Raw genomic sequence first — 26,223 nt, forward strand, 5'->3', positions numbered from 1 at the left:
CGTAAACGAGAGGCATGGGGCATGGGCTGGGGAAACGGCAAGGCTGCGGTTGAGCTGGACAAGCCTGCGTCTTCCGGCATCTCTTCGATGAGCGAGCGCGAGTCCCTCTATCTCGACCTCGTGCGTGCCCTGGCTGCCCTGGCGGTCCTCGTTGACCATGCCATCGACGTTTTTCACCCCTTCGGCCAGCCGCGCTGGGGCCATCAGGCCGTGGTCGTGTTCTTCGTGCTATCCGGATACGTCATCTGCCATTCCTGGGACCGGCGCCCGGTTGGCGTGCGTGCCTTCATGATCGCTCGCTTGGCACGGCTGTGGTCGGTCCTGGTGCCCACGATCGTGCTGACGCTTGCGTCTTTGGTCGTGATCCAGCATTTCGGCATACAGCCGACCAAGCCTGCGCCGACGGATTGGCCTCTCATCCGGATCGGCGCCAACCTGTTCTTCCTGTCCGAGACCTGGGTGAGCATCCAGCTCTTCTCCAACGGCGTCATGTGGTCGCTGGCAGCGGAGCTCTGGTATTACGTCTTCTTCGCGCTTTGGGTGGTGATGCCGCGCAACCCGATGCGCCACGCGCTTCTCGTCGCGGCGGTGCTGCTGGCCGGACACAAGGCGCTGCTGCTCCTGCCGATCTGGCTCATGGGGGTGGCCATGCAGCGCTGGAACGCGCCGCGCCACCTAGGCAACGGCACGAGCGCCGTGCTGCTGGTGGGTGGCATCGCCCTGATGGCGCTCCTGATCGTCTCGCGTTCCTATGACCATGCCATCGCATTCATGCGGGCGGAGTTGCCTCCCTTCATCGTGCATCACCTGGCCCAGGCGCGCGTGTTCTGGCTCGACTGGGTGTTCGGGGTCGCGGTGACGATGCATCTCCTCGGAGCGCGTCGCCTTGTGCGCTTCGTGGCGATCGAGCGTTACGCCAGCGTCATTCGCTTCTGGGCCGGGGTCAGCTTCGCGGCCTATCTGTTCCACACGCCGCTTCTGAAGCTCTGCGCCGCCTTTCTTCCGCCCGACCAGGGACCGCTTGCGATTGCGATCACGCTGGCGTTGATCGCGCTGCTGGGCCACGCCGCGGAAGGCAGCAAGGGCTGGTGGAAGGCAAGGCTGGAAGCCGCGGCTGACCTTCTGGAGAGCCGGCCCCGAGCCCGCGCCGTCCTGGATCGCGCACGGGGCATCCCGGCGTGACCAGCACCGCTTGAGGACAAGCGGGGGCGAGGCGCGCTAGGATGCGCGGCATGAAGCTCCGCCGCGACCCGAACCTGTCTGATCCGGACGCGCTCTACGCGGCGCTGATGGAGGCGCATCGCGGCCTGGACGAGGCGGCCTCCCGCCGGCTGGACGCCAAGCTGGTGCTGCTGCTGGCAAATCACATCGGCGACGAAGCGGTGCTGAAGGAGGCGCTGGACCTCGCGCGCGGAACGGTTCCGGGGCAGGATGCGGCACCCGCAACCGATTGAGAGTGCCGCGTGACCAATCCTGTCGAGACCATCCGCCAGTGGCAGAACGAGTTCACCACGATCCGCCGTGACATCCATGCCCATCCGGAACTCGGACTGGAGGAGCACCGCACCGCCGCCCTGGTCGCCGCCAAGCTGCGCGAGATGGGAATCGAGGTGCACGAGGGTGTCGGCAAGACCGGCGTGGTGGGCGTGATCCGCAACGGTAACGGGCGGCGCATCGGGCTGCGCGCCGACATGGACGCGCTGGCGATGGTTGAGGAATCGGGCGTCGGCCATGCCAGCACCACTCCCGGCAAGATGCATGGCTGCGGCCATGACGGCCACACCACCATGCTGCTCGCGGCGGCCAAGTACCTGAACGAGACGCGCCGCTTCGACGGCACGGTGCACCTGATCTTCCAGCCCGGCGAGGAAGGCGCGGGCGGCGCGCTGGCCATGCTGGAGGATGGGCTGTTCGAGCGCTTCCCCTGCGACGCCGTCTTCGGCATCCACAACCGGCCCGGCCTGCCGGTGGGGCAGTATGGCCTCCGTCCCGGTCCGATGATGGCCGGCGTCGCCTTCTACGACATCGTGATGCAGGGCGTGGGCGGCCATGGCGCGCGGCCCGAGGCGACGGTGGACCCGGTGGTGATGGGCTCGGCCGTGGTGCAGGCGCTGCAATCCATCGTGTCGCGCAACGTGCCGCCGATCGACCGCGCCGTGGTGTCGGTCACGCGCTTCGATGCCGGCAACGCCTACAACGTCATCCCTGACCGGGTGCGGCTGGGGGGCACGGTCCGCGCCTTCTCGCGCGAGATGATGGAGCTGGTGGAGAAGCGGATGCGCGGCATCGCCGAGGGCGTCGCGGCCGGGTTCGGCGGCACCGCGACGGTGGATTTCCGCGTCATCACCACGCCGCTGGTGAACGACCCGGAGGAGACGGAGGCGCTGGCCGCCGCCGCCGCCGCGCTGGGCGGCACCAAGCGCGACTTCCCGGCGGTGATGGGCGGCGAGGATTTTGCCTTCATGCTGGAGAAGTGCCCCGGCGCCTACATCGTCACCGGCAATGGCGACACGGCCGAGGTGCACAACCCCAAATACGACTTCAACGACGAGGCGATCCCGTTCGGCGCCGGCGTGCTGGCGGCGGTGGTGGAGCGGAAGGCGCCCCGTGTCGGCTAAGGGCGTCGGCTGATGGCGGGGGAGGTCGTCAACCTCCGCCAGATGCGCAAGGCGGCGGAGCGCGCGGCGAAGGAGCGCGAGGCCGCCGCCAATCGCGCCGCCCATGGCCGGAGCAAGGCGCAAAGGCAGCGCGACGCCGAGTCGGAGCAGCGACGCAACGCGCTGCTCGACGGGGCGCGGCGCGAGGACAGCGAGGCACCGTGATGGAGCCAGCCGAGAACAATCCCTATCGCGACGGGCTGCCGCCCGCGCCGCCCGGTCCGCCGGAGGGCGAGCAGCACGCCTTCCGCGATGCTGCGCCGTTCCTGACAGGCCTCGCCCTGGGGCCGGTCCTGCCGCTGGCGCTGCTGCTGGCGGGGGGCGGGGGGTGGCTGGCTTTGGCGGTGCTGCTGGCTGGCCTCGCTATGCTGGCCCTGCTGCCACCGCTACGCGCCCTCGGCCGGGCGGAGCGCTACGCGGCGGAGCGGCGGCGCGAGGAAGCGGAGATCCGCGAATGGCCCGAGCGCGAGCGCTGGGAGGTGGCGGCCGTGCTGCACCGCTACGGGCTGCGCGGTGACGCGCTGCACCGGGCAGTGGAGCAGGTCGCAGCCGACCCGCGCCGCTGGGTGGATTTCATGATGCGCTTCGAGCTGGACCTGCTGGAGCCCCGTCCTGGCCATGCAATGCGCGAGGGCCTCGGGCTGGGCGGCGGCGCCCTGCTGGGCGGCGCCGTGGTGATCGCCCTGGCGACCTTCGTGGGGCTGCCGGCGGCGGCGGCGGGCGGCGCCTTGCTGACCGCCCTGGGGGCCGGTGCGGCCGGTGCGGCGGGGGGCGAGGCGCCTTTTCCGGCGGGGCTGCGCGGGCTCCTCGTGCTGGGCGCTGCCGCACTTTTGGTGCTGTTGGCGCGCGCTGCCCTGTGAGAGCAGCCGCCCTTTAAGTTTCGGCGCGCATCCTCTGTCCGATGGCGATGGAGGGACGGATGCGCGAGGCCGGATGGCAATGACGGCCTCGCTTCTCGCGGCGGCTTCCCTGCTGGTCGCGCTGCCCGCCCTGGCACTGCTGGCGGCGCGCCGGGCCGGGCTCGGTCTGCTGCTGCTGGACCGGGCGCGGTGCTGCCGCTGGCATGCGGGACCTGCGCAGCGGCGCGGCGCGGCCTGGGCTTCGATCCGATCTTCCGGCCCAGGCTGGACCCGGAATCGCTGCGGGCGCTGCGCACGGCCTGCGAAGCGGGGCACGCTGCCTGCCATCCCGCCATGCTGTTCGTGAAGCTGCCAGGAGGCTGGCGCCTCGCCCTGCTGGCACCGCCGCCACCGCCTGTCCTGCCCGATGGCGTCCCGGTCGGGCCGTGGCTGCTCGACCCGCGCGGCCGCACGCTGGCAGGCAATCGGCCCCTCGCGCGGCTTCTCGGCGGGGCGGTCCCGGAGAGCATCGCCATCTCCGGATTGCAGCTTTGCGGCCCGGCCGGCGGCGAGGCTCCGCTGGGCCTCGATCTAGGGAAGGAGCGGGAAGCCCTGCTGCGGCTGTCCGGCCAAAAGCCGCGGCGCCTTCTCGCCTCTGCCTCGCCGGCGGCCGAGGGGTGGCTGGTGTCCCTGCTGGACGTGACACCGCTGCGTACGGCGCAGGAGCGGATCGAGCATCTGGCGGAACACGACCCGCTCACCGGCCTGCCCAATCGGAAGGTGCTGCGGGCGGCGCTGGAGGCCGTCGCGGAGGATCCCGGGGGTGGCACGCTGATCCGGCTCGACCTGGAGCAGTTGCGGGCGGTGAATGACCGCCACGGCCAGGGTGCGGGCGATGCGCTGCTTCGCGTCGCGGCGGGTCGCCTGCGCGCGGCCATCCGCCCCTCCGACCTTGCGGCACGGCTGGGCGGGAACGAGTTCGCAGTGCTCGCCTTCGGAATTCGTGGCGACGCCGCGATGGCGCTGGCGGAGCGGCTGCGCGAGTCGCTCCTCCAGCCGGTCCGGCACGGGGCGTGGGAAGCCGCGCCCGCGGCCAGCTTGGGAGTTGCCTGGACCCCGGGCCATGGCGGTGGGGCGGAGGCACTGCTGCGCGCCGCCCAGCTTGCGCTGCGCGAGGCGAAGCGGAGGGGGGCGGGGGCGGTGCCGTTCGAGCCGCGCCTCCTGGAACACGCGCGCCGCCGCGCCCTCATGCGCGACGCCTTGGCCGAAGCCCTGGCGGAAGGCGGCCTAGCCTTGCACATCCAGCCGCAGCGCCACCTCCGGACCGGGGCGCTGTGCGGGGCGGAGGCGCTGCTGCGCTGGAACTCGGCGCGACTGGGCCGCTTGGTCCCGCCACCGGAGATCCTCGCCGCCGCGGGCGAGGCCGGTCTGACGCGGGCGCTGGATCTGTGGGTTCTGCGCAGCGCAGTCGCGCTGCAGCGCGATTGGCTGGACGAGCCAGGGATGCCGCAACGCCTCGGCGTCAACATCTCCGCCGCCACGCTGCAGGACCCTCGCTTCGCGCAGGAGGTGGCGGCGGCGCTGAGGCACGCCGCCCTGCCGCCTGCCGCGCTGGAGGTCGAGATCCCCGAGGACCTGGCCGTGCGCGACCTGCCGGCGGTGGCGCAAACAGTGGCCGCGCTGCGCGAGGCGGGCGTGGTGCTGGCGCTGGATGATTTCGGCGCCGGCCATTCCAGCTTGGCCCACGTGGTGAAGCTGCCGGTGCATCGGGTGAAGCTCGACCGCAGCACGATCGAACGCCTGCCGGATGACCCGCGCGCCTATGCCGTGCTGCGCTCCACCCTGGCCATGGCGCACAGCCTGGAACTGGAGGTGGTGGCGGAAGGCGTGGAGACGGAGGCCCAGGCGGAGGCGCTGCGCCGCCTGGGCTGCCACGTCGCGCAGGGCTGGCTGGTCGCCCGCCCCATGCCGCCCGCGGCGCTGCGCGACTGGTGTGCGGCGCGGGTGCTGCGCGCCGTCAGCTGAAAGGATGCGCCAGCCGGCTGCGCGGCGCATTCCAGCATCAGCGCGCGGGCGCGTTCGCCCGGGCCAGCACCGCCTCGAACAGCACTTGGCAGCCTGCCTCCGCCTCTTCGGGTCGGATGGACTCCGCCTCGTTGTGCGACAGCCCGTCTTTGCAGGGGGTGAAGATCATCGCGGTCGGGACGTGGCGCGCGACATAGACCGCGTCATGCCCCGCGCCCGAGACGATCTCCCGCGCCCCATGGCCCAGCCGCGCGGCGGCCTGCCGCACCAGCTCCACGCAGCCGGGGTCGAAGGGCTGGTGGGCGAAGCGGAATTTCTCCCGCAGCTCCAGCTGGCAGCCCGTCTCGGCGACCAGCTTTTCCGCCTCCTTCGGGAAGGTGGTGGCCAGGTGCTCAATCTCCTCCGTGCGCGGGTGCCGGAACTCGACGGAGAAGCGCACCTCGCCGGGAACGACGTTGCAGGAGTTGGGGAGGACCTGGAGGAAACCGACCGTGCCGCGTCCATCCTCGCCACGCGCGCGCATCAGCGCATCCACATGGGCGATGACGCGCGCGGCGGCCACAAGCGCATCCTTGCGCGCGGAGGGCGGGGTGGTGCCGGCATGGGCGTCCTGGCCGGTCACCACCGCGTCGTACCAGACCTGGGCCTGGGCGCCGGTGACGATGCCGATCTGCTTGCCGTCCCGCTCCAGGATCGGCCCCTGCTCGATGTGAAGCTCGAAATACGCGTCGGCCGGGAAGGGCTTGGCCGGGTGCGGGCCGCGATAGCCGATGGAATTCAGCGCCGCGCCGACCGTCACGCCTTCCACATCCGTCAGCGCATTCACCTTCGCCTCGTCATAGACGCCGGCCCAGGTGCCGCTGCCCATCAGCGAGTGGCCGAAGCGGCTGCCTTCCTCATCCGTCCAGTTCACCAGTTCCAGCGGCGCATCGGTGCTGATGTTGAGGTCGTTCAGCGTCCGCATCACCTCCAGCCCGGCGATCACGCCCAGGGCGCCGTCGAACTTCCCGCCCGTGGGCTGGCTGTCGAGGTGGGAGCCGAACAGCACCGGCAGGCGCGACGGGTCCCGCCCTTCCCGACGGGCGAACATGTTGCCGATGGCATCCACCCGCACCGTGAGGCCCAGCGCCTCGCACCATTGGCGGAAGCGGTCGCGCCCCTCGCGGTCCACCTCGGTCAGCGTCAGGCGCTTCACCCCACCCTTGGGGGTGGCGCCGATCTCGGCCATGGCCATCAGGCTGTCCCAGAGACGCTTTCCGTCGATGCGCTGGTTGGTCCCGGCCATGAATGCTCCTTGCTTTGCCATCGGAAGGCTTCAACCATGGCCGTGCCTGCGGCAAAGTGGAACCCATGGCCCACGCCCTCGATCGTTCCGCCCCCACCCTGCTCCGCAATGCCGATCTGGACACGCCGGAGATCCGGCAGGCCCGGGTGGACCTCGCCGCCTGCTTCCGCATGGCGCACCGGCTGGGGCTGCACGAGGGGATCTGCAATCACCTCTCCTTCGTCGTGCCAGGGCACGACGACCTGATGCTGGTGAACCCCTATGGGCTCAGCTTCGGCGAGGTGACGGCGTCGCGCCTCCTGATCACCGACTTCCACGGCAACGTAGTGGCGGGGGAGGGGGTGCCGGAGGCCACGGCCTTCTTCATCCATGCGCGGCTGCACATGAAGCACCCGCGTGCCAAGGCCGCCTTCCACACCCACATGCCCAACGCCACCGCGCTTTCCATGCTGGAGGGGCAGCCTTTGGTCTGGGCCGGGCAGACGGCGCTGAAGTTCTACGGCCGCACCCTGGTGGACGAGGATTACAACGGCCTCGCCCTGGATGAGCGCGAGGGCGACCGCATCGCCGCCTCTCTGGGCGACGCCGACATCGTCTTCATGAAGAATCACGGCGTCATGGTGGTCGGCCCGACCATCTCCGAGGCCTGGGACGACCTCTACTACCTGGAGCGTGCCTGCGAGGTGCAGCGCCTCGCCATGGCCACCGGCCGGACGCTGAAGCCGGTGCCGGACTCGGTGGCCCGCCTGACCTATGAGCAGATGCGCGAGGGCGACCGGGAAAGCGCCCGGCTGCACCTGGAGAGCGTCAAGCGGCAGCTGCTGAAGACCGATCCCGACTACGTGGAGTGAGGGGGGCTACGGCCCCTGGTCCAGCGCCGGGCGCAGCGCCGCGGCTTCGGCCTCGGGCACAAGCCCCTCGCGCAGGAACAGGTCTATCAGCACCAGGTTCACGTTGAACTTCACGCTGTCCCGCTCCCGCACCTCGGCCAGGACGCGGGGGAGGGGCCAGAGTTCGAACCGCTCCACCTCGTCGTCATTGGGCCTGGGCTCCCAGCCTTCCGGCAGGTCGAGGTCGAAGCAGTGCAGCACGTCGCGCCGCAGCCCCTCGTCATTGGTCATGACATAGGAGATGCGGCCCACGCGCCGCGCCTGCCGGGCCAGCTCGGCGGGGAGGGAGGCTTCCTCCTCCGCCTCCTTCAGCAGGGTGGTCTCCGCCGTCATCCCTGCCGGGATCCCCCCGGCGACGAGGTTGTCCAGCTTCCCCGGCGCCACCGCCTTGTTGCGCGCGCGGAACCCGACCCAGAGATGCGGGCCATCCGGACGGCGGACGAGGCCGTTCAGGTGGACGCCCTGGCCGATCACCCCGAATTGCGGCACCAGCCCCCGGTCTAGCGTGCCCAGGACCGGCCCCTCGGCCTCGGCGCGGATGTCGAACAGCTCGTTCCGGATGCGGCCAAAGCCGCGCTTCGCCAAATCCCGCGCGATGCGCGCCAGCGCGTCGGAGCGCTGAGCCGGGGTGCGGAACCGCCCGGCCATGGCCACGCCGCGCCCGTCGAAATGGATCTCGGCCGGAAAGAAGGCCAGGGCGCGGGCGAGTTCCGGCGCCACCCAGCCCACCTGCGCCTCGCCAAAGCGGAAGGGCAGGAGATGGGCGGGGGAGGGGGTGTTGTTGCAGGCATGGATGTGCCGCATCAGCGTTCCGGACATGGGCGCCATGTGGCACGGGCCATGCGCTTTCCAAAGGCCTCGCGCCGCGCCACATCCCTGACATGACTGCCAAGACCTATCTGCCCTCCGGCCATGGAGGGGCGCTGCGCGCCATCCTTCCCTATCTGTGGCCTGCCGGGGAACCGGGGCTGCGGCTGCGCGTCGTCCTGGCGGTGCTCTTCCTGGTGCTGTCCAAGGCGGCCAACGTGCTCGTTCCCATCGCCTATGCCCGCGCCGTGGATGCGCTGGCCCCGACCGAGGGGGCGGGCGCGCTGCTCGCCATCCCGATCGCGCTGGTGGTGGGTTATGGCTTGCTGCGCGTCATGGCCTCGCTGCTGGCCGAGGCGCGCAACGCCGTCTTCGCGCGGGTCCAGGCGCGGGCGGGGCGGCGGGTCGCGCTCTCGGTGTTCCGCCACCTCCATGCGCTCTCCATGCGCTTCCATATGGACCGTGCGACGGGCGGGCTGTCGCGCGTGATCGAGCGCGGCGTGCGCGGCATCGCCATCACGCTCAACTTCCTGCTGTTCAACATCATCCCCACTATCCTGGAGATCGTGCTGGTGGCGGGCATCCTGTGGTGGATGTTCGCATGGTCCTTCGCCGTGACCATCCTCGGCACGATCGTCGCCTATGTCGCCTTCACCCTGGCCTTCACCAACTGGCGGCTGCGCTTCCGCCGCGCGATGAACGAGACCGACCAGGAGGCCAACACCAAGGCGGTGGACTCCCTACTGAACTACGAGACGGTGAAGTACTTCAACAACGAGCGCCATGAATCCGCCCGCTACGATGAGAGCATGACCCGCTACGAGCACGCCTACACCCGCTCGGAAGTCACGCTGAACATGCTGAACAGTGGCCAGGCGGCGCTGATGGCGCTGGGGCTGACGGTGGTGATGCTGCTCGCGGGCCAGGGCATCGCCGCCGGCACCATGACGGTGGGCGACTTCGTCATGGTGAACACCTACCTGATCCAGCTCTACCTGCCGCTGAACATCCTGGGATTCGCCTATCGCGAGATCCGCCAGGGCCTGACCGACATGGAGGAGATGTTCCGGCTGCTCAACGTGCCGGCCGAGGTGTCAGACGCGCCGGACGCGAAGCCCCTGGCCGTCACGGCGGGCGCCGTCGCCTTCCGCGACGTGCGGTTCAGCTATCGTCCGGACCGGGAGATCCTGAAGGGCGTTTCCTTCGAAGTGCCGCCGGGGCGGATGCTGGCGATCGTCGGCCCGACAGGGGCAGGGAAGTCCACCATCTCCCGCCTACTGTTTCGCTTCTACGACGTGACGGGGGGCGCGGTGGAGGTGGACGGGCAGGATGTCCGCTCAGTGACGCAGGACAGCCTGCGCCGGGCCATCGGCGTGGTTCCGCAGGACACGGTGCTGTTCAACGACACCATCGCCTACAACATCGCCTACGGCCGCCCCGGCGCTACGGAGGCAGAGGTGATCGAGGCCGCCAAGCTGGCCCAGGTGCACGATTTCGTCCTGAAGCTTCCCGAGGGTTACAAGACGCGCGTCGGCGAGCGGGGGCTGAAGCTCTCCGGCGGCGAGAAGCAGCGCGTCGCCATCGCCCGCACCATCCTGAAGGACCCGCGCATCCTGATCCTGGACGAGGCGACCAGCGCCCTGGACACGAGGACGGAGCAGGAGATCCAGGCCGCGCTTCGCGACGTGTCGCGCGGCCGCACCACGCTGATCATCGCGCACCGGCTTTCCACCGTGGTGGAGGCCGACGAGATCATCGTCCTCCAGGAGGGGCGCATCGCCGAGCGCGGCTCCCACGCCGCGCTGATGGCCAAGGGCGGGCTCTATGCCGAGATGTGGCGGCGCCAGAGCGAAGCGGTGGCTGCGGCCGAGGCGGCCGCCCGCGCCGAGGAGGATGCGCGCTTCGGCGAGGTGGCACAGCCCGGCACGGCTGCGGAATGACAGAGCGTTAATACGACCCGGGGTTCCTCCGCGCAGGCGGGCTTCCCATCTGGGCGACAATTCATGGAGTTGACTGGGAATGCAGCACGATTTGGGCGACGCGCCCGAGGATCTGAGCCACGCGGGGTCGGTGGTGGACAAGGCGATCGAGTACATGCTCGAGCAGCAGATCGCCCCGATCTCGGCCGCCTCGGCCCTCCTGGGCGGGGCGCTCGGCCTGCTGGCGCGCTCCATGGATGACCGCTCCATCGCGGGCATCCTCCGCCAGGCCCTGCACAGCGTGGAATCCGGCGAGCTGCGCTCCCTCCCGACGCTGCCCAAGGGTTGACTCCCGGGCCGGGCGGCGGCAAAAGCCCGGCTTCCTGTTCACCTCCGCGCGCGGGGTATCCCTGCGCGCGCTTCCGTTTCTTGGGGACTGCATCATGGCTCGCCGCTGCGGCATCACGGGCAAGGGCGTCATGTCCGGCAACAATGTCAGCCACGCCAACAACAAGACGCGGCGCCGCTTCTTGCCCAACCTGCAGGAGCAGTCCTTCTTCAGCGACGTGCTGGGCACCTCGATCCAACTGCGCCTGTCCACCAACGGCATCCGCACCATCGAGCACAATGGCGGCCTGGACGCCTTCCTGCTCGGCACGCCGGATCGCCGCCTGCCGGATGAGGCCCGCATGCTGAAGCGCCGCATCGAGCGCGCCCAGGCGAAGAAGGCCACCGCGGCCTGATTCAGCCGAGGCGGTAAAGCGCCAGTAGGCTCCGCTGAAAGAGGTTCTGGTTGTCGTCCGACAGGAGGACGACCAGGACCCCTTCGCGCGTCCGGGTCACGGAAACAGCCTCCCAGTTCTCCGCCAGAGCATCGCCCGGCATCTCCAGCCAGGTCTCGCTCTCCAGCACGGGCGCGGACAGGTTCGCCACGTGGGCGAGGCGGGAGCGGAAACCACCGAACAGGCTGAAATCCCGCTCCAGCACTAGCACTCCGCCGCCCGGCAACGCGGCGGCGTCGGTGGGCGAATAGCCCGGCGCGGCACGGTAGAGCCGCTCCTCCCAGCCCGCATCCTGACCCAGCCAGGCGACCCTTAGCCCCTCACGCCCCAGCGTCTCCGCAATGGCGAGGAGGCGCCCGTCGGGCAGCAGGGTCAGCGACTCCAGCCCGCCATTGGACGTGGCCGCCTCCAGCCCTGGCGGCGCGGGGAAGTGGCGTGCCGGGCCGTCCAGCCGCTCATAGCGCCAGATGCGGTGCTGCCGCTCGAACCCCACGAGCCAAGAGCCGTCGGGCAGCCGGGCGAGCGACTCGGCATCGCCCGCCGTGCCGCGCAGGGGCCGTCCCGCCAGGTCGCGCAGCGGCCCATGCCGCACGGAATCGATCTCCAGCGGGTCAGGCCGGATTTTCGCCTGCCACCACCGGCCGCGGTCGCTCACCACGGTCAGGGTTAGGTCGCCCGCCAGATGCGCTCCGGAGAAGCCGCCAAACCCCCAGACCGTGGTGTCGAGCGCCAACAGGCCGAGTGGCTCCAGGCGCCCGCGCGAGACCAACACCTGCCCCGCCGCGCAGCCCGGCGCGGCGAGGGCGGCGGCCAGGAAGGCGCGGCGGCTAGACGATCGCAGGGGCGCGCTCGGCCGCTGCGCGCTGCCACGCTTCGGCCGCGTCCTCGTCGAAGAGTTCGGCGAGCTTCTTCATCATGGTGCCGCCCAGCTCCTCGGCGTCCACGATGGTGACGGCGCGGCGGTAGTAGCGCGTGACATCGTGGCCGATACCGATGGCGATCAGCTCCACCGCGCCGCGGTGCTCGATCTCCTTGATCTGGTCGCGCAGATGGCGCTCCAGGTAGTTCCCGGGATTCACGGACAGGGTGCTGTCATCCACCGGTGCGCCGTCGCTGATCACCATCAGGATGCGCCGGTGCTCGGAGCGGGCGAGAAGGCGCTTATAGGCCCAGGCCAGCGCCTCGCCGTCGATGTTCTCCTTGAGCAGCCCCTCGCGCAGCATCAGCCCCATGGCGCGGCGCGACCGGCGCCAGGGCGCGTCGGCGGCCTTGTAGACGATGTGGCGCAGGTCGTTCAGGCGGCCGGGGTTGCGCGGCTTGCCTTCCTGCACCCAGCGCTCGCGGCTCTGCCCGCCCTTCCAGGCGCGGGTGGTGAAGCCCAGGATCTCCGTCTTGACCGCGCAGCGCTCCAGCGTGCGAGCCAGGATGTCGGCGCACATCGCTGCCACCGTGATCGGCCGCCCGCGCATGGAGCCCGAGTTGTCGATCAGCAGCGTCACAACCGTGTCGCGGAAATCCGCGTCGCGCTCCCGCTTGTAGGAGAGGGCGTGCATCGGGTTGGTGACGACGCGCGTCAGCCGCGAGACGTCGAGCAGCCCCTCCTCCAGGTCGAACTCCCAGGCGCGCTGCTGCTGCGCCATCAGCCGGCGCTGGAGGCGGTTCGCCAGCTTTGAGACGACACCCTGCAGGTGCTGGAGCTGCTGGTCCAGCTGCTGGCGCAGCCGCGTCAGCTCGTCCGGGTCGCAAAGGTCCTCGGCCTCCACCACCTCGTCGAAGGCGGTGTTGAAGGCGCGGTAGCGGCTGATGTCGTCGGTCTGGGGCGGTTCCTTGCGGGCCTGCGGGCCGCCGGGCTTCTCGTCGCCCTCGGCGGCGGCGCCTTCCTCCTCGGAATCCTGCGCCTCTTCCTCGGCGGCCTCGCCCTCCATGGTCTCGGGCTCGGCGCCCTGCATGGATTCCTGGTCCTGCGCCTGGGCCTCGCCAGCGCTGGCCTGCTGGTCCTGGGCGTTCTCCTCGCCGCCCTCGTCGCCTTCCTCGTCCTGGTCGGCCTCGCTCTCCACCTCGGCCTCGGCGAGGTCGAGGGCGGAAAGGAGCCTGCGCGCGGCGCGGGCGAAGGCGTCCTGGTCGTCCGTCGCGCGCGACAACTCGTCCAGCGCGCCCTCCGCCTTCTCGTCCAGGGAGCCGCGCCACATCTCCAGCACGCGCTGCGCCGCAGGGGGCGGGGCCTCGCCGCTGATCTTCTCACGCGCCAGCAGGGACAGCGCCGTGTGCAGCGGCAGCTGGTCCTTGCGGGTCATGCGGTCATAGCCCTCGCTCTCCGCCTCGTCGGCGAGGCGGGCGCGAAGGTTTGCAGCGACGCCTGCCATGTGGCGGGAGCCAACGGCCTGGACGCGCACATCCTCCAGCGCGTCGAACACCTCGCGCGCCTCGCGGCGGGCGGGGGCACGGGCGGCGTGCGTCGCCTCGTCGTGGTGGCGCAGCTTCAGCGCCACCGCGTCGGCAGCGCCGCGCAGCTTCGCCATCTCGGCAGGGGGCAGGGCGCGGGTGGGCAGGGGCAGGCGCGCGCGCTTGCCTGCGACCCCCGCGGGGCCAGGCTGGAAGGCCACCTGAACCTCGGGCGTCTGGGCAATGGCGCGGATGGCGCCCGCCGTGGCGCGCTTGAACTCTTCCTGCCTGGTCTGGTCGGGCTTGCTCATCGTGGCGCGCCGGGGCTCACCCCGCCTTCTTGTAGAGCCCCGTCTGGATCTCCTCGTTGAAGCAGCGCTGGTAGTATTCGGCCACCGTCGCGCGCTCCGCCTCGTCGCACTTGTTGAGGAAGGTGAGGCGGAAGGCGAAGCCCACGTCGCCGAAGATGCGCGCGTTGTCGGCCCAGGTGATGACCGTGCGCGGCGACATGACGGTGGAGATGTCGCCGGCGATGAAGCCCGCGCGGGTAAGGTCGGCGAGCGCCACCATGGCCTCCACCTGCTTGCGCATCTTGGCGTCGTTGGACGCGCCCATCTTCGCCAGGACGATGTCCACCTCCTGCCCGTGCGGCAGGTAGTTCAGCGTGCAGACGATGTTCCAGCGATCCATCTGGCCCTGGTTGATCTGCTGCGTGCCATGGTACAGCCCCGTCGTGTCGCCGAGGCCCACCGTGTTCGCCGTGGAGAAGAGGCGGAACATCGGGTGCGGGCGGATCACCCGGTTCTGGTCGAGCAGAGTCAGCTTGCCCTCGACCTCCAGCACGCGCTGGATCACGAACATCACGTCCGGCCGGCCGGCATCGTACTCGTCGAAGACCAGCGCGCAGGGATGCTGGAGCGCCCAGGGCAGGATGCCCTCGCGGAACTCCGTCACCTGCTTGCCATCCTTCAGGACGATGGCGTCCTTGCCGATCAGGTCGATGCGGCTGATGTGGCTGTCCAGGTTCACGCGGATGCAGGGCCAGTTCAGCCGCGCCGCCACCTGCTCGATGTGCGTGGACTTGCCGGTGCCGTGATAGCCCTGGACCATGACGCGCCGGTTGTGTGCGAAGCCCGCCAGGATGGCGAGGGTCGTGTCGCGATCGAAGCGATAGGAATTGTCCACCTCGGGCACGTGCTCCGTGCGCACCGAGTAGGCGGGGACCTGCATGTCCACGTCCAAGCCGAAGGCCTCGCGGGCGCTCACCGTCGTATCGGGCATGGAGATCGCGCCCGTCGGCTGCACCTCAGCCAGATTTGCCACCTTGTTCATCACGCTTCCGCTTCGTCCGATGGGGTTCCGGGAGACTCTAAGCCAGGGGCGCCGGACGCGCTACCCGGCGGCCGCCCGCGGGGCCTCGTCCCCAAGCCGCTTCCGCAGGAGCGCATAGGCGCGGCTGATGTCCTTGAAGCGCTCCTCTGCCCGCTTGTCGCCCTTGTTGGCGTCCGGGTGGTGGCGCTTCGCCAGTTCCTTGTAGCGCGACTTCAGCGCGCCTGCGTCGAGCGGCCAGTCTAGTTCCAAAACGCCCAGCGCGGCCCGGAGTTCCGGCGGCGCCTCCCTGCGCTGCGGCTGGGAGCGCGGCCGGGGCGCGGCCTGGCGGAGGATGCCCAGCGGGTCGCCCAGCTTACTGAGGTCCACATGGGCGCCCAGCCGACCCAGCGGCCAGGTGGGGCGCTGCCAGCCGGTGTCGGAGCGGATCGCGCTCTCGATATCGGCGCTCGGCATGCCTTTGTAAAAATCCCAGCCCGCGTTGTAGGCGCGGACGTGATCCAGGCAGAACCACAGGTAGTCGCGCAGGTTCCGGTCGCGCGGGGCGCGGAACTCACCGGGGAGGCAGCAGCCGGGCGCAGCACAGGTCTCGGACGGCGCCTTTGGGTCGCGCTGCGGCTGGAAACTGCTCCTTCGTGCCATCGGGAGGATATGGCGGGCGCGAAAGGGCTTGGCAACGGCGCGCGATGCGGGGAAATCTGCACCCATGCCAAACCGCGCCGAGCGCATCCGTTCTACGTTGGAAGCCCGTTTTTCCCCCTCGCAGATCGAGGTGGTGGACGACAGCCACGGCCATGCCGGCCATGCCGGCGCCCGACCGGAAGGGGAGACGCATTACGGCGTCCTCCTTGTCAGCCCCGTCTTTTCCGGCATGGGGCGCGTGGACCGGTCCCGCGCGGTGCATGAGGCGCTGGCGGCGGAATTCTCCTCCGGGCTGCACGCGCTGGCGCTGACGCTGCGCGCGCCGGAAGAAGTCGCCTGAGCCTTTTCAGGCTGAGCGGCGTCGCTCGGCCGCTCGGAAAGCCCGTCTAAAAAGCAAAGCGGGCCATCACTCGCTCCATTCCGGCCATTTCCGGCGCACGACGGAGCTGTTCGGCGCATAGGCGTGACAGGTGCCGAGCAGGGCGGGGCGGCGCCGGGGCGCGCCCCCTTCCTCGGCCGTGCGCTGCTCCTGCTGCCGGCGGTGCCGGATGGGCCACATGGTCTGGAAGGCGACGGTCGCCATCTGGGCCAGCACCTCGCGCAGATGGGTGCAGCCCTGCACGCCGCCCACCACCTCGTTCACCGCGCGGTTGAAGCCGGGGCCGATGGACAGGCCGGCGAGCTTGCGAAAATTGGGCGTGGCGCCGGGGCAGATGTCGAAGGGGGAATAATCCGTCACCGCCTCGCATTCGGTGATCATCATGTCGGTATTGATCGTCATGCGGACCCACATGCCGTGCAGCGCCTCGCCGGGATTGACCTGGCCGCGATGCTCCGACGGGAAGCCGTAGGTCTTGGTGTCGGTCAGGTGGGCCTCGATGTCCACCAGACCGTCATCCCGCAGGTAGCCGCGCAGGGCGATGTCGCGCAGGTGATGGAGTTGCCGGGGAGCGGGGGCGGAAAGGGGCATGGGGAAATCCTATTCCCTTGCTGCGGCGCGGCAAACCCCGGCCCTTCCTAGGAACGAAGCTTGGGGATGGCCCGCCGGCGCGCCCCATGCTAGCGCCCGCCGACCCATCGCTGGAAGGCGCATCCATGTCCGAGCCCATCAACCTTCCCCCGCAGAACGGCCCTGATGCCCAGCAGCAGCCGCCCCTGTTGCTGAACATCCAGTTCACCAAGGACCTGTCCTTCGAGGTGCCGGGCGCCCCCGAGATCTATGCCACGCTGCGCGAGCAGCCGCGGATCGACCTGGCGCTGGACGTGCAGGCCCGCCCCATCCAGGAGGGGCAGAACATCTTCGAGGTGGCGCTGGTCATCCGCGCCGACGCCAAGGCGGGCGACGGCACCCAGTGCTTCATCGCAGAGCTGACCTATTGCGGCATCTTCACCGTGAACGTGCCCCAGGAGCATGTGGAGCCCGTGCTGCTGGTGGAATGCCCGCGCCTGCTTTTTCCCTTCGCGCGCAACATCCTGGCCGAGGTGACGCGTGAGGGTGGCTTCCCGCCGGTCCTCCTCAACCCTATTGACTTCGTCCAGCTGTGGCAGAGCCGCCGTGGCCAAAGCTCAGGGACGGCCTGAGGTTGTATTCTTTGGAAGACGCTCACGCTTGACTTGCAACTTGGGGTTGGCAAGGGCACTATCCGTAAAGGCTTAACAAAGGCTTTACGGCTCCATGCCACCCTCGTCGCCGTCCCCTCAAGGCGCCGCCATCCTGCCGTTCCGGCGGGATGAGGCGGCGGCGACGCCGCTTCTCCTTTCGCCACCACTGCTGACCGGTGAGGAGGAGACGCAGTTCGCCCGGCTGCTTCAATCGGGATGGCTCGCCCCGGCCGGGCCCACCCTGGCCGCCTTCGAGGCGGCGGTGGGTGAGGCGGCGGGCTTTCCGCATGTCCTGGCCACCGGGTCCGCTACGTCCGCGCTGCTGCTGGCCTATCGCCTGCTGGGCGTCGGCCCGGGGGACGAGGTCTGGACCAGCAGCCTCACCTTCATCGCCACGGTGGCGCCGGCGGTGCAGATGGGCGCCACGCCGCGCTTCCTGGATGTGTCGCCGGAATCCTGGACGCTCGACCCCGCCCTGCTGGCGGAGGAACTGGCGGCGGCGGCGCGACGCGGGCGGCTGCCGCGCGCCGTCGTTTCCGTGGACCTCTATACAGCCAGCCCGCCGACATTCCGGCCCTGCGCGCCGCCTGCGACCGCTGGGGTGTGCCGCTCGTCTCCGACAGCGCCTGCGCCCTGGGCGCGCGCCAGCATGGCCGCCCCGCAGGGAAGGGGGCCAGCCTCGCCGTCACCTCCTTCAACGGCAACAAGATCGTCACCGCGGGCGGCGGCGGCGCGCTGCTGGCCGACGAGGCGGCGCCAATCGGCCGTGCCCGCCACCTCGCCACCCAGGCCCGCGACCCGGCGCCGCATTACGAGCATACCGAGGCGGGGTTCAACCTGGTGATGAGCGCGGTCCTGGCCGCGGTCGGCCTCGCCCAGCTTCCAGCGTTGGAGCGACGCGTCGCGGCAAGGCGGCGCATCTTCGAACGCTACGCCGCCGCGCTCCGCGCCCTGCCGGGCCTGTCCTTAATGCCGGAGCCGGGCTGGGCGCGCTCCACGCGCTGGCTTTCGGCGATGCTGGTCGAGCCACGGCGTTTCGGCGCGCACCGCGAGGCGCTGCGCCGCGCCCTGCTGGCCGAGGGCATCGAGAGCCGCCCGGTCTGGAAGCCGCTGCACCTCCAGCCCGCCTTCCGCCACGCGCCCTTCGCGGGCGGCGCCGTCGCGGCCGGCTTGTTCGAGCGCGGCCTCTGCCTGCCCTCGGGCAGCGGCATGGGCGCGGCCGAGCAGGACCGGGTGATCGCCACCATCGCGGGCCTCGCCTGCGCATGAGCCGTATCCTCTATCTGCACCAGCATTTCTCGACGCCCGAGGGTGGGACGGCCACGCGCAGCTACGCCCAGGCGCGCGCCCTGGCGCGGGCGGGCCACGAGGTGACGGTGGCGACAGGTCGTTTCGCCGGCGCGGAGACCGGCCTGTCCGGTCCCTTCCGCTTCGGCCGGCGCGAGGGGATGGTGGACGGGTTCCGCGTGGTGGAGTGGGACATCCCCTATGAGGGCGGGATGGGTCTGGGTGCCCGAGGCCTGGCCTTTGCCCGCTACGCGCTGCGCGCCCTGCCGCCCGCCCTGTCGGGCCATGACCTCGTCATCGCCTCCTCCACGCCGCTCTCCGTGGCTGTGCCCGCCCTGCTGGCGAGGCGGCTGCGCGGCACGCCCTTCCTGTTCGAGATGCGCGACCCCTGGCCGGAGCTGCCACGCGCGCTTGGCCTCCGGAACCGGCCGATCCTAGCCGCCATGGAGGCGCTGGCCGGCGCCGCCTGCCGCGAGGCCTCCGGCGTGGTGGCACTGTCCGAAGGCATGGCGGAGCTGGCGCGCGCGCGCGGCGCCAAGCGGGTGGAGGTGATTGGCCAGGGCTGCGACCTCGACCTGTTCGGGCCACACATCTCCGCCTGGCGGCCGGAGGAGGCCGCGAGCCATGAGGCGCTGGCGGTCTATGCCGGGGCGCATGGCACGGCCAACGGGCTGGGGCTGCTGCTGGAGGCGGCGGCGCGGCTGCGCTCGGCCGGGGAGGCGCGGATCCGCATCGTCCTGGTGGGGCAGGGACCGGCCAAGGCCGCCCTGATGCGCGAGGCGCTGAGGCGTGGGCTGCGCAATGTCTCCTTCGTGCCGCCCCTGCCCAAGCGCGAACTCGCGGGGCTGCTGGCGGGCAGCCAGATCGGCTTGCTCTGCCTCGCTCCCGTGGAGGAATTCGCGGAGTGGACGGCGCCCAACAAGCTGATGGATTTCCTGGCCGCCGGGCTGCCTGTCGTCTCGAACCTCCCCGGCGCCGCCGCGCGCCTGCTGGAGGAAGGGGCGTGCGGCGTCACGGTGCAGCCGCGCGACGCTGAGGCGCTGGCGGCGGCTCTGGTCCGGCTGGCCGCGCGGCCGGGCGAGCGCATCACCATGGGCCGGGCGGCGCGGGAACTGGCGCAGCGCCGCCTCGACCGGCGCTTCCTCGCGGCGCGCTTTGTGGCGGCGGCCGAGACTGCCCTCGGCGCGCCGCCCCGCCCCTTCGAGGCCACTGCGTGATCCTTCTCCTTTCGGCGGCCCATCCGTCGGATGATCTACGGGTGGCGCGCAAGGAAGGCGCTTCCCTGGCTGAGGCCGGGTGGCGCGTCCGGCACCTCGCGCCGCATTGCGCAGCCCCCGTTATGCTGGACGGGGTCGAGATCGAGACCCTGCCGCCCGGACTCGGTCGGCGTTCTCGATGGGGGAAGCTGCTGCGCCGCGCCTTGGCGCTGCGTCCCGCCGCCATCCACGCCTCCGAGCCCGATTCCTGGGCGGTCGCGCTGCTGGCAGGACGTATGACCGGCGCGCGCGTAGTGCTGGACGTGCATGAACACTACCCATCGCGCCTAGACGGGCGGCTGCCCGCCCTTCTGCGCCCGCTGGGCCGCGCTGCGTTGCGCCTGGTCCTGGCGCTGATGGGGCGCATGGCGGATGCGGTGGTGGTGGCGAAGGATGGGCTGGAGGCGGATTTCCCCGGCGCGCGTTGCGTCGCGGCGCGCAACCGGGCGCTAGTCCCTCCGGGGCTGCACCCGCGCCAGCACCGGGCCGGGCCGCTCACCCTGCTGCATCTCGGCGCCATCACTCGGGCGCGGGGCTGGCCGCAGATGCTCGCCGCCCTGGCCCTGCTACCGCCGGACACGCGGCTTCTCGTCATCGGCCGCTTCAGCGATGGCAGTGAGGCGGAGTTCCGCGCGGAGGCGGCACGGCTGGGCCTCGCCGATCGGGTGGAGGTGGCGCCCTGGATGCAGCGCGAGGCGGCGCTGGCCCGCGCGTCCTCCGAGGCCGACGTGAACCTCGTCCTGTTCCAGCCGGGCGAGGAAAATCACCGCCTCGCCCTGCCGCACAAGCTGTTCGACGGCATGGCGGCGGGGCTGCCCGCCGTGGTGCCGGGCTTTGCTGCCGACGTGGCGCGCATCGCGCGAACCACGGGTTCGGGCATCGCGACCGATCCCTCCGACCGCACGAAACGCGTCGCGATGGGCGTGGCGGGGCGGCGCGCGGCGGAAGGGGAATGGGGCTGGGCGCCGGAGGCCGCGCGTCTTGCCGCCCTGTATCGCGAGTTGCTCGCGCCCCGCGCGCGGGCCGGTAGGAGGGCGGCGGAAGCCGCGCTATAGGGTCGCGATGGCGCGCACCGCCCCGGCCCGTATCCTGCTGAACCTGTCCCTCGACGCCACGCTGGCGGCGCTGGCGCTGCCGCTCGCCCTGTGGCTGGCCGCGCCGGGGGCTTGGCCGCCTGGTTTGCTCTGGTGGGCTGTGGGTCTACCACTGGCGGTCTTCGCGACGGTCCTGCCCGGCTGGGCGCTGGGCCTGCCCAAGCAATACTGGCGCTATGCCGGGCTGCCCGACCTGCTGGCGCTGATGGGGGCGGCGGCGATCTCGGCCGGGCTTTTCTCCGCCGGGCTGCGGCTGGGCGGGCTGTGGTTCTCGCCCAACGGTGCCTATCCGCTGATCCATGCCATGGTCCTGGGGGCGCTGCTCGGCATCCCACGCCTCACCGGACGGCTGCAGACGCTGCGCCGGGGCACGGAGGATGCGGGGCAGCAGCCTGTCCTCGTGGTGGGCGGGGTGGACCAGGCCGATCTCTTCATCCGTGCCCTGCGGCGGGAGCGCCGGCCCTCCTGGCGCGTGCAGGGCATCCTGGCCCGCCGGTCGCGCCAATCAGGGCGGCGCATCCAGGGCCACCCGATCCTGGGCACGATCGAGGAGGCCGATACGGTGCTCGACGGGCTGCGCGCCGAGGGGCAGCTTCCCTCCGCCATCGTCCTCGCCTCGCCCGACCTGTCCGGCCCGGCGCTGGAGGCGCTGCTGGACGCCGCCGACCATCACGGCGTGCCGGTGCGTCGCGCCCCGCAGCCCACCGCCCTCGGCCATGCCGCGCGCAGCACCGGCGACGCGCCGCGCATGGACCTCCGCCCCGTCTCCATCGAGGAATTGCTCGACCGCCCGCAAGTGCCACTGGACCGCGAGGGCATGGCACGGCTGGTGCAGGGCAAGCGCGTTCTGGTGACCGGCGCGGGCGGCACGATCGGAGGCGAGCTGGCGCGGCAGGTGGCGGCGCTCGGCCCCGCGCTGCTCGTCTTGCTCGATCACGGCGAATACGTGCTCTACGAGATCGACCTCGAACTTTCCGAGCGTCATCCGGGCGTCCACCGCCGCGCCGTGCTGGCCGATATCCGCGACGCCGCGCGCATGCGCCGCCTCATGGAAGAGATCCGGCCCGAGCTGGTCTTCCACGCCGCCGCGCTGAAGCACGTGCCGATGGTGGAGGGCGACCCGCTCGAAGGGCTGCTCACCAACAGCGAGGGCACGCGCGTCGTGGCGGATGCCGCCCGCGCTGCAGGCTGCGCGCTGATGGTGTTCATCTCCACCGACAAGGCGGTGAACCCGACCAGCGTCATGGGCGCCTCCAAGCGCCTCGCCGAGATGTATTGCCAGGCCATGGACCGCGAGGCGCGGGCGACCGGGCGCGGCATGCGCTGCGTCACGGTGCGCTTCGGCAACGTGCTCGGCTCCACCGGCTCCGTCGTCCCGCTGTTCCGCCGGCAGTTGGAGCGCGGTGGGCCGCTCACCGTCACCCATCCCGACATGCGCCGCTACTTCATGACGGTGCGCGAGGCGGTGGGGCTCGTGCTCCAGGCCGCGGTGGTGGGCGCGGCGGACCGGCAGGACACGCCGCCGGAGCTGCGCGAGGGCGGGATCTTCGTGCTCGACATGGGCAATCCGGTGAAGATCGTGGACCTCGCGCGGCGCATGATCCGCCTCGCCGGGCTGCGGCCGGAACAGGATGTGGAGATCCGCTTCACCGGGCTGCGCCCCGGCGAGAAGCTGTTCGAGGAGATGTTCCACGGACAGGAGCCGCCGCGCCCGACGCACTTCCCCGGCCTGCTGGTGGCGACTCCCCGTACGGCCGATACCGCGCTGGTCAGCCGCGCCCTGGACGAGGTGACGGCGGCCGCGCGGGGCGGCCACGCCAAGCTGGCCCTGGCGCAGTTGTCGCGGCTGGTGCCCGAGTTCGCGCACATGACCGACCCTTCCGCCGTCGGCCTGAGCAAGCCGTAAACCGTCGTCACTTCTCGTGACGGGGGCGGGACTTGATTGCCCCCGGCGGAAACCGCAGGAAGCGCGCCATGACCGAGACCCCGATCGCCCTTTTCGACATGCAGGCGCAGCAGGCGCTGATCCGCGGCGAGATCGACCGCCGCGTGGCGCACGTCCTGTCCTCCGGCCGCTTCATCAACGGGCCCGAGGTGGCGGAGCTGGAGGCAGCGCTCGCTTCCTTCGCCGGCTGCGCCCATGCGGTGGGCGTATCCTCCGGCACGGATGCCCTGCAGATCGCCATGATGGCCGAGGGGATCGGGCGCGGCGACGCGGTGTTCTTGCCGGCCTTCACCTACACCGCCACCGCCGAGGTGCCGCTGGTGCTGGGCGCCACCCCGGTCTTCGTGGACGTGGACCCCGAGACTTTCAACATCGACCTCGCCGATCTGCGCCGCCGGGTGGAGGCGGTGGCGAAGGCGGGGCAGCTGCGCCCGCGCGCCGTGGTCGGGGTGGATTTGTTCGGCCTGCCGGCCGACTGGCCCGCCATTGAGGCGCTCTGCGCCGAATACGGCATGTTCGCCCTGGATGACGCGGCCCAGGCCTTCGGCGCCGCGCTGCACGGCAAGCGGCTCGGGCGCTGGGGCGGGGCGGCGGCCCTGTCCTTCTACCCGACCAAGACCCTGGGCGGTTACGGCGATGGCGGCGCGCTGCTGACCGACAGTGCCGAGCGGGCGGATCTGTATCGCTCGCTCCGCACCCATGGCGAGGGCGGGCACCGCTACGAGGTGCTGCGGACCGGCATGAATGGGCGCCTGGACACGCTCCAGGCCGCCATCCTCCTGTGCAAGATGACGCTCTTCCCGCGCGAGCTGGAGCAGCGCGCCGCCGTCGCCGCGCGCTACCGCGAGCGCCTCGCCGGGCGCGTCACCCTGCAGCGCGTGGATGCGGGGATGGAAAGCGCCTGGGGCCTCTTCACCATCCGCCTCGAAGGGACAGCGCAGCGGGACAGCGCACAGGCAGCGCTGAAGGCGGCAGGCATCCCCTCGGCCATCTACTACCCGAAGCCGCTGCATCATCAGCCGGCCTATCGCGCAGCCCATGCCGGGACGGGCGCCGCCCCGCTGCCCGTGTCCGAGGCCCTGTCGGGGCAGGTTCTGTCCCTGCCCATGCATCCCTACCTCTCCGAGGCGCAGGTGGATCGCGTGTGCGAGGCGCTGCTTCCCACGCTTTGACGTTGCGGCCGGGGGGCAAGGCGCGCTTCGATGCGCCATGCGCCGCCGAAGCCTCCTCGCCGGTCTGCCTGCCGCCGTCCTGCCTTTCGCTGCGCGGGCCAATGACCCGGTGGATGTCGCCCTCGTCCTGGCCGTGGACGTGTCCCGCTCCATCGACGAGGACGAGGCGCGCCTCCAGCGCGAGGGTTACCGCGCGGCGGTGAGCGACCCGCGCGTGGTGGAGGCGATCGGGCGCGGCATGATCGGCGCCATCGGCCTCGCTTATGTCGAATGGGCGGGGTTCGAGTATCAGCGCCTCGTCCTGCCCTGGACCCGCATCGCCGACGCGCATGACGCGGATGCATGGTCGCAGGCCCTGGCAGAGGCGCCGCGCGCCTCGCTTTCCTGGACCTCCATCTCGGGCGCCATCGATTTCTCTCGCCGCGTGCTGGAGGAGGCACCCTTCGAGGCGACGCGGCGCGTGATCGACGTCTCGGGCGATGGCGTGAACAACAGCGGCCGCCCATCCTCCATGGCGCGGGACGAAGCGGTGGCGCAGGGCATCACCATCAACGGCCTGCCCATCGTGAATGACCGCCCGAGCTTCGGCCGCATGCCACCCATCCCGCTCGACCAGTATTACGCCGAGAACGTGATCGGCGGACCGGGTGCCTTCATGATCGTGGCAGAGGATTTCGAGAGCTTCGGCACGGCGGTGCGGCGCAAGCTGATCCGGGAGATCGCTTGATCTTTCCCCATGGCGGGGCTCAATCCCGTCCATGACATCGATGACGGATGGCGCGACGGCGCCGCTGACCGCCGAGACGGTGGGCTGGGCCTATCGCCTGCTGCTGGGCCGCGACCCCGAATCCCCCGAGGTGATCGAGCAATGGCGTGGCGTCGGCCTGGAACGCCTGCGCCACGACATGCTGCGCAGCCCCGAATTCCAGGGCCGCGTCGCCGCCGGACTCGCGGAGCGCTCCGCCGCCTCCTGGGCCATCGGCCCGGCGGCGGTGGAGGCGATGCTGGCGCTGCGCAACGGCCACGCCCCCGCGCCGGCCGAGGTGGAACAGCGCCTGCGCGCCGGGGCGGATTTGGATGCGCTGCGCCGCGAGCTGTTCGCGGGCGAGGCGGTGCGCGCGGTGCTTCCGCCTCGCGAGGGGCTGCGCAGCCGCACCCTGCGCCTGCTCGACTGGGAAGGAACTCTGCTGGGCGACACGCGCGACCCGGATTTCGCCGGGGCGCCCGGCACGGCCCCCGCCGTGGCGGCTGCGCTGCGCGCTTTCTGGCCGGAGGGCGCGGAGGGGGTTTCGCTCGTGGATAGCGGCGCGGGGATCGGGCTGATCTCCCTCGCCATGGCGGCCGCCTTGCCGGGCCATGGCGGGCTGCGCTGCTTCGAGGAAAGGCTGCGCGAGGCCGCCTTCCTGGCCGCCAACCTCGCCGGCAACGGAATCGCGGATGCCGCGCCCTTCGCGGTCGCCGCCCCGCCCGCTGCCGAACTCGTTGCCGCGCCCGAGGGCGCGCCGGGTCTGCTGCGCCTCGGTGCCGCCGGTGCGGTGGGCGAAGCGCTTGCGGCGCGCGACGCCCTCGCCGGGGCGGACTGCGTGGTGCTGCTGCGCTTCGACCCGCGTGCCGTGCTGCTGACCGACCGCGAGGATCCGCGCCGCGCCCTGGCGCTGCTGGCTGAATCCTTCCCCGGCGCCGCCGCGCTGGACGACCCAGCCCAGCCCACGCTTCTCGCGGAGGAAGCGGCGCGCGACCACGTGCTGGACGCTTCGCTGCGCACGCCGCTGGAACTGGTGCTGACGCCCGATCCGGGCTGGATCGAGCGCTTCCGCTTGGCCTGAGGCGGGGCTACCGCTCCACGTCCTCCACGCTCAGCCCGAAGGCGGCGACGCCTTCGGCGAGGAGGTCGCCCAGCCCCTGCATGTCCACGAGGTACTGCGCCGCCGTGCCGGCCGCATTGCGCTCATAAGCGAGCTTCAGCGCTTCGTCCCAGGATTCCGCGTCGTAGTCGCCGCGCCCGATCCAGGCCAGGGCGATGAGCGAGGCCTGCTGGTCTTCGTTCAGCTCGTCGATATACTCCGTCAGCACGTCGAGCGTGACGTCCTCGTCGTCGAGGTCGTCCGACTCGCTCTCGTCGTCCAGTTCCTCATCCTCGTCGCCATCGCCCAGCGTGCCTTCCTCGGGGGATTGCACGGCGTTGGCGAGGTCCACGACCGTCGCGATCACCTCCAGGCTGACGCCCAGATCCACCTCGCCGTCTTCGTCCGTCGCGGGCATGGGTATGGGCTCCTCGCTGTTCTCCATTCCGGCTGGCGAACACGCGAG

The 26,223-nt window shown here is 71.2% G+C and carries 27 protein-coding genes and 1 pseudogene; 20 read left to right on the plus strand and 8 right to left on the minus strand.

Going from position 1 to position 26,223, the window contains the following annotated elements; all coding sequences use genetic code 11:
- The first annotated feature begins 87 nt into the window (after positions 1-87).
- From JTJ31_RS15980 to JTJ31_RS16005, 6 genes are all read left to right on the plus strand, one after another.
- Complete coding sequence (locus tag JTJ31_RS15980) at positions 88-1,182, plus strand: acyltransferase family protein (RefSeq protein WP_207539725.1); 1,095 nt, start codon at positions 88-90, stop codon at positions 1,180-1,182.
- 50 nt (positions 1,183-1,232) lie between these two features.
- Positions 1,233-1,454 (plus strand): DUF2783 domain-containing protein, encoded by a 222-nt coding sequence (locus tag JTJ31_RS15985; protein WP_207539726.1) that lies wholly within the window; start codon positions 1,233-1,235, stop codon positions 1,452-1,454.
- Between the two features lie 9 nt (positions 1,455-1,463).
- The gene (locus tag JTJ31_RS15990) at positions 1,464-2,618 is read left to right on the plus strand and encodes a M20 aminoacylase family protein (protein ID WP_207539727.1); all 1,155 of its coding nucleotides are present in this window, start codon (positions 1,464-1,466) and stop codon (positions 2,616-2,618) included.
- A gap of 12 nt (positions 2,619-2,630) precedes the next feature.
- Complete coding sequence (locus tag JTJ31_RS15995) at positions 2,631-2,822, plus strand: DUF4169 family protein (protein ID WP_207539728.1); 192 nt, start codon at positions 2,631-2,633, stop codon at positions 2,820-2,822.
- Complete coding sequence (locus JTJ31_RS16000; RefSeq protein WP_207539834.1) at positions 2,822-3,517, plus strand: VIT1/CCC1 transporter family protein; 696 nt, start codon at positions 2,822-2,824, stop codon at positions 3,515-3,517. Before JTJ31_RS15995 ends, JTJ31_RS16000 begins: the two co-directional genes overlap by 1 nt.
- Positions 3,518-3,706: 189 nt before the next feature.
- Positions 3,707-5,521 (plus strand): putative bifunctional diguanylate cyclase/phosphodiesterase, encoded by a 1,815-nt coding sequence (locus JTJ31_RS16005; protein ID WP_207539729.1) that lies wholly within the window; start codon positions 3,707-3,709, stop codon positions 5,519-5,521.
- A 37-nt stretch (positions 5,522-5,558) separates the two neighbouring features.
- On the opposite strand, the gene JTJ31_RS16010 is transcribed toward JTJ31_RS16005, so the two are convergent.
- Positions 5,559-6,806 carry a Zn-dependent hydrolase gene (locus JTJ31_RS16010; RefSeq protein WP_207539730.1) on the minus strand — a complete coding sequence of 416 codons (1,248 nt, stop codon included), beginning with the start codon at positions 6,804-6,806 and terminating at the stop codon, positions 5,559-5,561.
- 65 nt (positions 6,807-6,871) lie between these two features.
- On the opposite strand from JTJ31_RS16010, the gene JTJ31_RS16015 reads away from it, so the two are divergent.
- Positions 6,872-7,657 (plus strand): aldolase, encoded by a 786-nt coding sequence (locus JTJ31_RS16015; protein WP_207539731.1) that lies wholly within the window; start codon positions 6,872-6,874, stop codon positions 7,655-7,657.
- Positions 7,658-7,663: 6 nt separating this feature from the next.
- On the opposite strand, the gene JTJ31_RS16020 is transcribed toward JTJ31_RS16015, so the two are convergent.
- Complete coding sequence (locus tag JTJ31_RS16020) at positions 7,664-8,524, minus strand: NUDIX hydrolase (RefSeq protein WP_236020313.1); 861 nt, start codon at positions 8,522-8,524, stop codon at positions 7,664-7,666.
- A 53-nt stretch (positions 8,525-8,577) separates the two neighbouring features.
- Between JTJ31_RS16020 and JTJ31_RS16025 the strand changes: the two genes are divergently transcribed.
- From JTJ31_RS16025 to rpmB, 3 genes are all read left to right on the plus strand, one after another.
- The gene (locus JTJ31_RS16025) at positions 8,578-10,443 is read left to right on the plus strand and encodes an ABCB family ABC transporter ATP-binding protein/permease (RefSeq protein ID WP_207539732.1); all 1,866 of its coding nucleotides are present in this window, start codon (positions 8,578-8,580) and stop codon (positions 10,441-10,443) included.
- Between the two features lie 79 nt (positions 10,444-10,522).
- Positions 10,523-10,771 carry a hypothetical protein gene (locus tag JTJ31_RS16030; protein ID WP_207539733.1) on the plus strand — a complete coding sequence of 83 codons (249 nt, stop codon included), beginning with the start codon at positions 10,523-10,525 and terminating at the stop codon, positions 10,769-10,771.
- A 94-nt stretch (positions 10,772-10,865) separates the two neighbouring features.
- Entirely contained in the window at positions 10,866-11,165 is a 300-nt protein-coding gene (gene rpmB / locus JTJ31_RS16035) for a 50S ribosomal protein L28 (protein WP_207539734.1), read from the plus strand.
- Between the two features lies 1 nt (position 11,166).
- Here rpmB and JTJ31_RS16040 read toward each other — a convergent pair whose 3' ends face one another.
- The 4 genes from JTJ31_RS16040 to JTJ31_RS16055 form a co-directional block, all read right to left on the minus strand.
- A complete protein-coding gene (locus tag JTJ31_RS16040; RefSeq protein WP_207539735.1) occupies positions 11,167-11,937 on the minus strand; it encodes an esterase-like activity of phytase family protein in 771 nt (256 codons plus the stop codon).
- Positions 11,938-12,031: 94 nt separating this feature from the next.
- Positions 12,032-13,897 (minus strand): cobaltochelatase subunit CobT, encoded by a 1,866-nt coding sequence (cobT, locus tag JTJ31_RS16045; RefSeq protein WP_207539736.1) that lies wholly within the window; start codon positions 13,895-13,897, stop codon positions 12,032-12,034.
- Positions 13,898-13,913: 16 nt separating this feature from the next.
- Positions 13,914-14,918 (minus strand): cobaltochelatase subunit CobS, encoded by a 1,005-nt coding sequence (gene cobS / locus JTJ31_RS16050; protein WP_207539737.1) that lies wholly within the window; start codon positions 14,916-14,918, stop codon positions 13,914-13,916.
- 60 nt (positions 14,919-14,978) lie between these two features.
- The gene (locus JTJ31_RS16055; protein WP_236020315.1) at positions 14,979-15,623 is read right to left on the minus strand and encodes a J domain-containing protein; all 645 of its coding nucleotides are present in this window, start codon (positions 15,621-15,623) and stop codon (positions 14,979-14,981) included.
- Between JTJ31_RS16055 and JTJ31_RS16060 the strand changes: the two genes are divergently transcribed.
- Positions 15,622-15,897 (plus strand): BolA family protein, encoded by a 276-nt coding sequence (locus JTJ31_RS16060; RefSeq protein ID WP_207539738.1) that lies wholly within the window; start codon positions 15,622-15,624, stop codon positions 15,895-15,897. The genes JTJ31_RS16055 and JTJ31_RS16060 overlap by 2 nt on opposite strands.
- Positions 15,898-15,963: 66 nt before the next feature.
- Here the strand turns inward: JTJ31_RS16060 and JTJ31_RS16065 are convergent, their stop codons facing one another.
- The gene (locus JTJ31_RS16065) at positions 15,964-16,527 is read right to left on the minus strand and encodes a DUF2889 domain-containing protein (RefSeq protein ID WP_207539739.1); all 564 of its coding nucleotides are present in this window, start codon (positions 16,525-16,527) and stop codon (positions 15,964-15,966) included.
- A gap of 125 nt (positions 16,528-16,652) precedes the next feature.
- Here JTJ31_RS16065 and secB point away from each other — a divergent pair, with 125 nt between their 5' ends.
- The 9 genes and pseudogenes from secB to JTJ31_RS16105 all read left to right on the plus strand — a co-directional run bounded on the left by secB (position 16,653) and on the right by JTJ31_RS16105 (position 25,739).
- A complete protein-coding gene (gene secB, locus JTJ31_RS16070; RefSeq protein ID WP_207539740.1) occupies positions 16,653-17,138 on the plus strand; it encodes a protein-export chaperone SecB in 486 nt (161 codons plus the stop codon).
- 94 nt (positions 17,139-17,232) lie between these two features.
- Positions 17,233-17,643: pseudogene (locus tag JTJ31_RS25050) on the plus strand (DegT/DnrJ/EryC1/StrS family aminotransferase); the annotation flags it as partial.
- Positions 17,644-17,762: 119 nt separating this feature from the next.
- The gene (locus JTJ31_RS25055) at positions 17,763-18,428 is read left to right on the plus strand and encodes a DegT/DnrJ/EryC1/StrS family aminotransferase (RefSeq protein ID WP_328805758.1); all 666 of its coding nucleotides are present in this window, start codon (positions 17,763-17,765) and stop codon (positions 18,426-18,428) included.
- A complete protein-coding gene (locus JTJ31_RS16080; protein WP_207539741.1) occupies positions 18,425-19,663 on the plus strand; it encodes a glycosyltransferase family 4 protein in 1,239 nt (412 codons plus the stop codon). The genes JTJ31_RS25055 and JTJ31_RS16080 overlap by 4 nt, the downstream gene beginning before the upstream one ends.
- Positions 19,664-19,704: 41 nt before the next feature.
- On the plus strand, positions 19,705-20,757 hold the full coding sequence (locus JTJ31_RS16085) for a glycosyltransferase (protein ID WP_207539742.1): 1,053 nt from the start codon (positions 19,705-19,707) through the stop codon (positions 20,755-20,757).
- Between the two features lie 7 nt (positions 20,758-20,764).
- Positions 20,765-22,702: a polysaccharide biosynthesis protein gene (locus JTJ31_RS16090; protein ID WP_207539743.1), complete on the plus strand. Its 1,938-nt coding sequence runs from the start codon at positions 20,765-20,767 to the stop codon at positions 22,700-22,702.
- Between the two features lie 68 nt (positions 22,703-22,770).
- Positions 22,771-23,913 (plus strand): DegT/DnrJ/EryC1/StrS family aminotransferase, encoded by a 1,143-nt coding sequence (locus JTJ31_RS16095; RefSeq protein WP_207539744.1) that lies wholly within the window; start codon positions 22,771-22,773, stop codon positions 23,911-23,913.
- Between the two features lie 37 nt (positions 23,914-23,950).
- Entirely contained in the window at positions 23,951-24,640 is a 690-nt protein-coding gene (locus JTJ31_RS16100) for a DUF1194 domain-containing protein (protein ID WP_207539745.1), read from the plus strand.
- A gap of 31 nt (positions 24,641-24,671) precedes the next feature.
- Positions 24,672-25,739, plus strand: a complete 1,068-nt coding sequence (locus JTJ31_RS16105; RefSeq protein WP_207539746.1) for a hypothetical protein — start codon at positions 24,672-24,674, stop codon at positions 25,737-25,739.
- A 7-nt stretch (positions 25,740-25,746) separates the two neighbouring features.
- Here the strand turns inward: JTJ31_RS16105 and JTJ31_RS16110 are convergent, their stop codons facing one another.
- Positions 25,747-26,175, minus strand: a complete 429-nt coding sequence (locus tag JTJ31_RS16110) for a DUF3775 domain-containing protein (RefSeq protein WP_207539747.1) — start codon at positions 26,173-26,175, stop codon at positions 25,747-25,749.
- Between the last annotated feature and the right edge of the window lie 48 nt (positions 26,176-26,223).

This window comes from Sabulicella rubraurantiaca, assembly GCF_017355885.1.
In the GTDB taxonomy this organism is placed as follows: Bacteria; Pseudomonadota; Alphaproteobacteria; order Acetobacterales; family Acetobacteraceae; genus Roseococcus; species Roseococcus rubraurantiacus.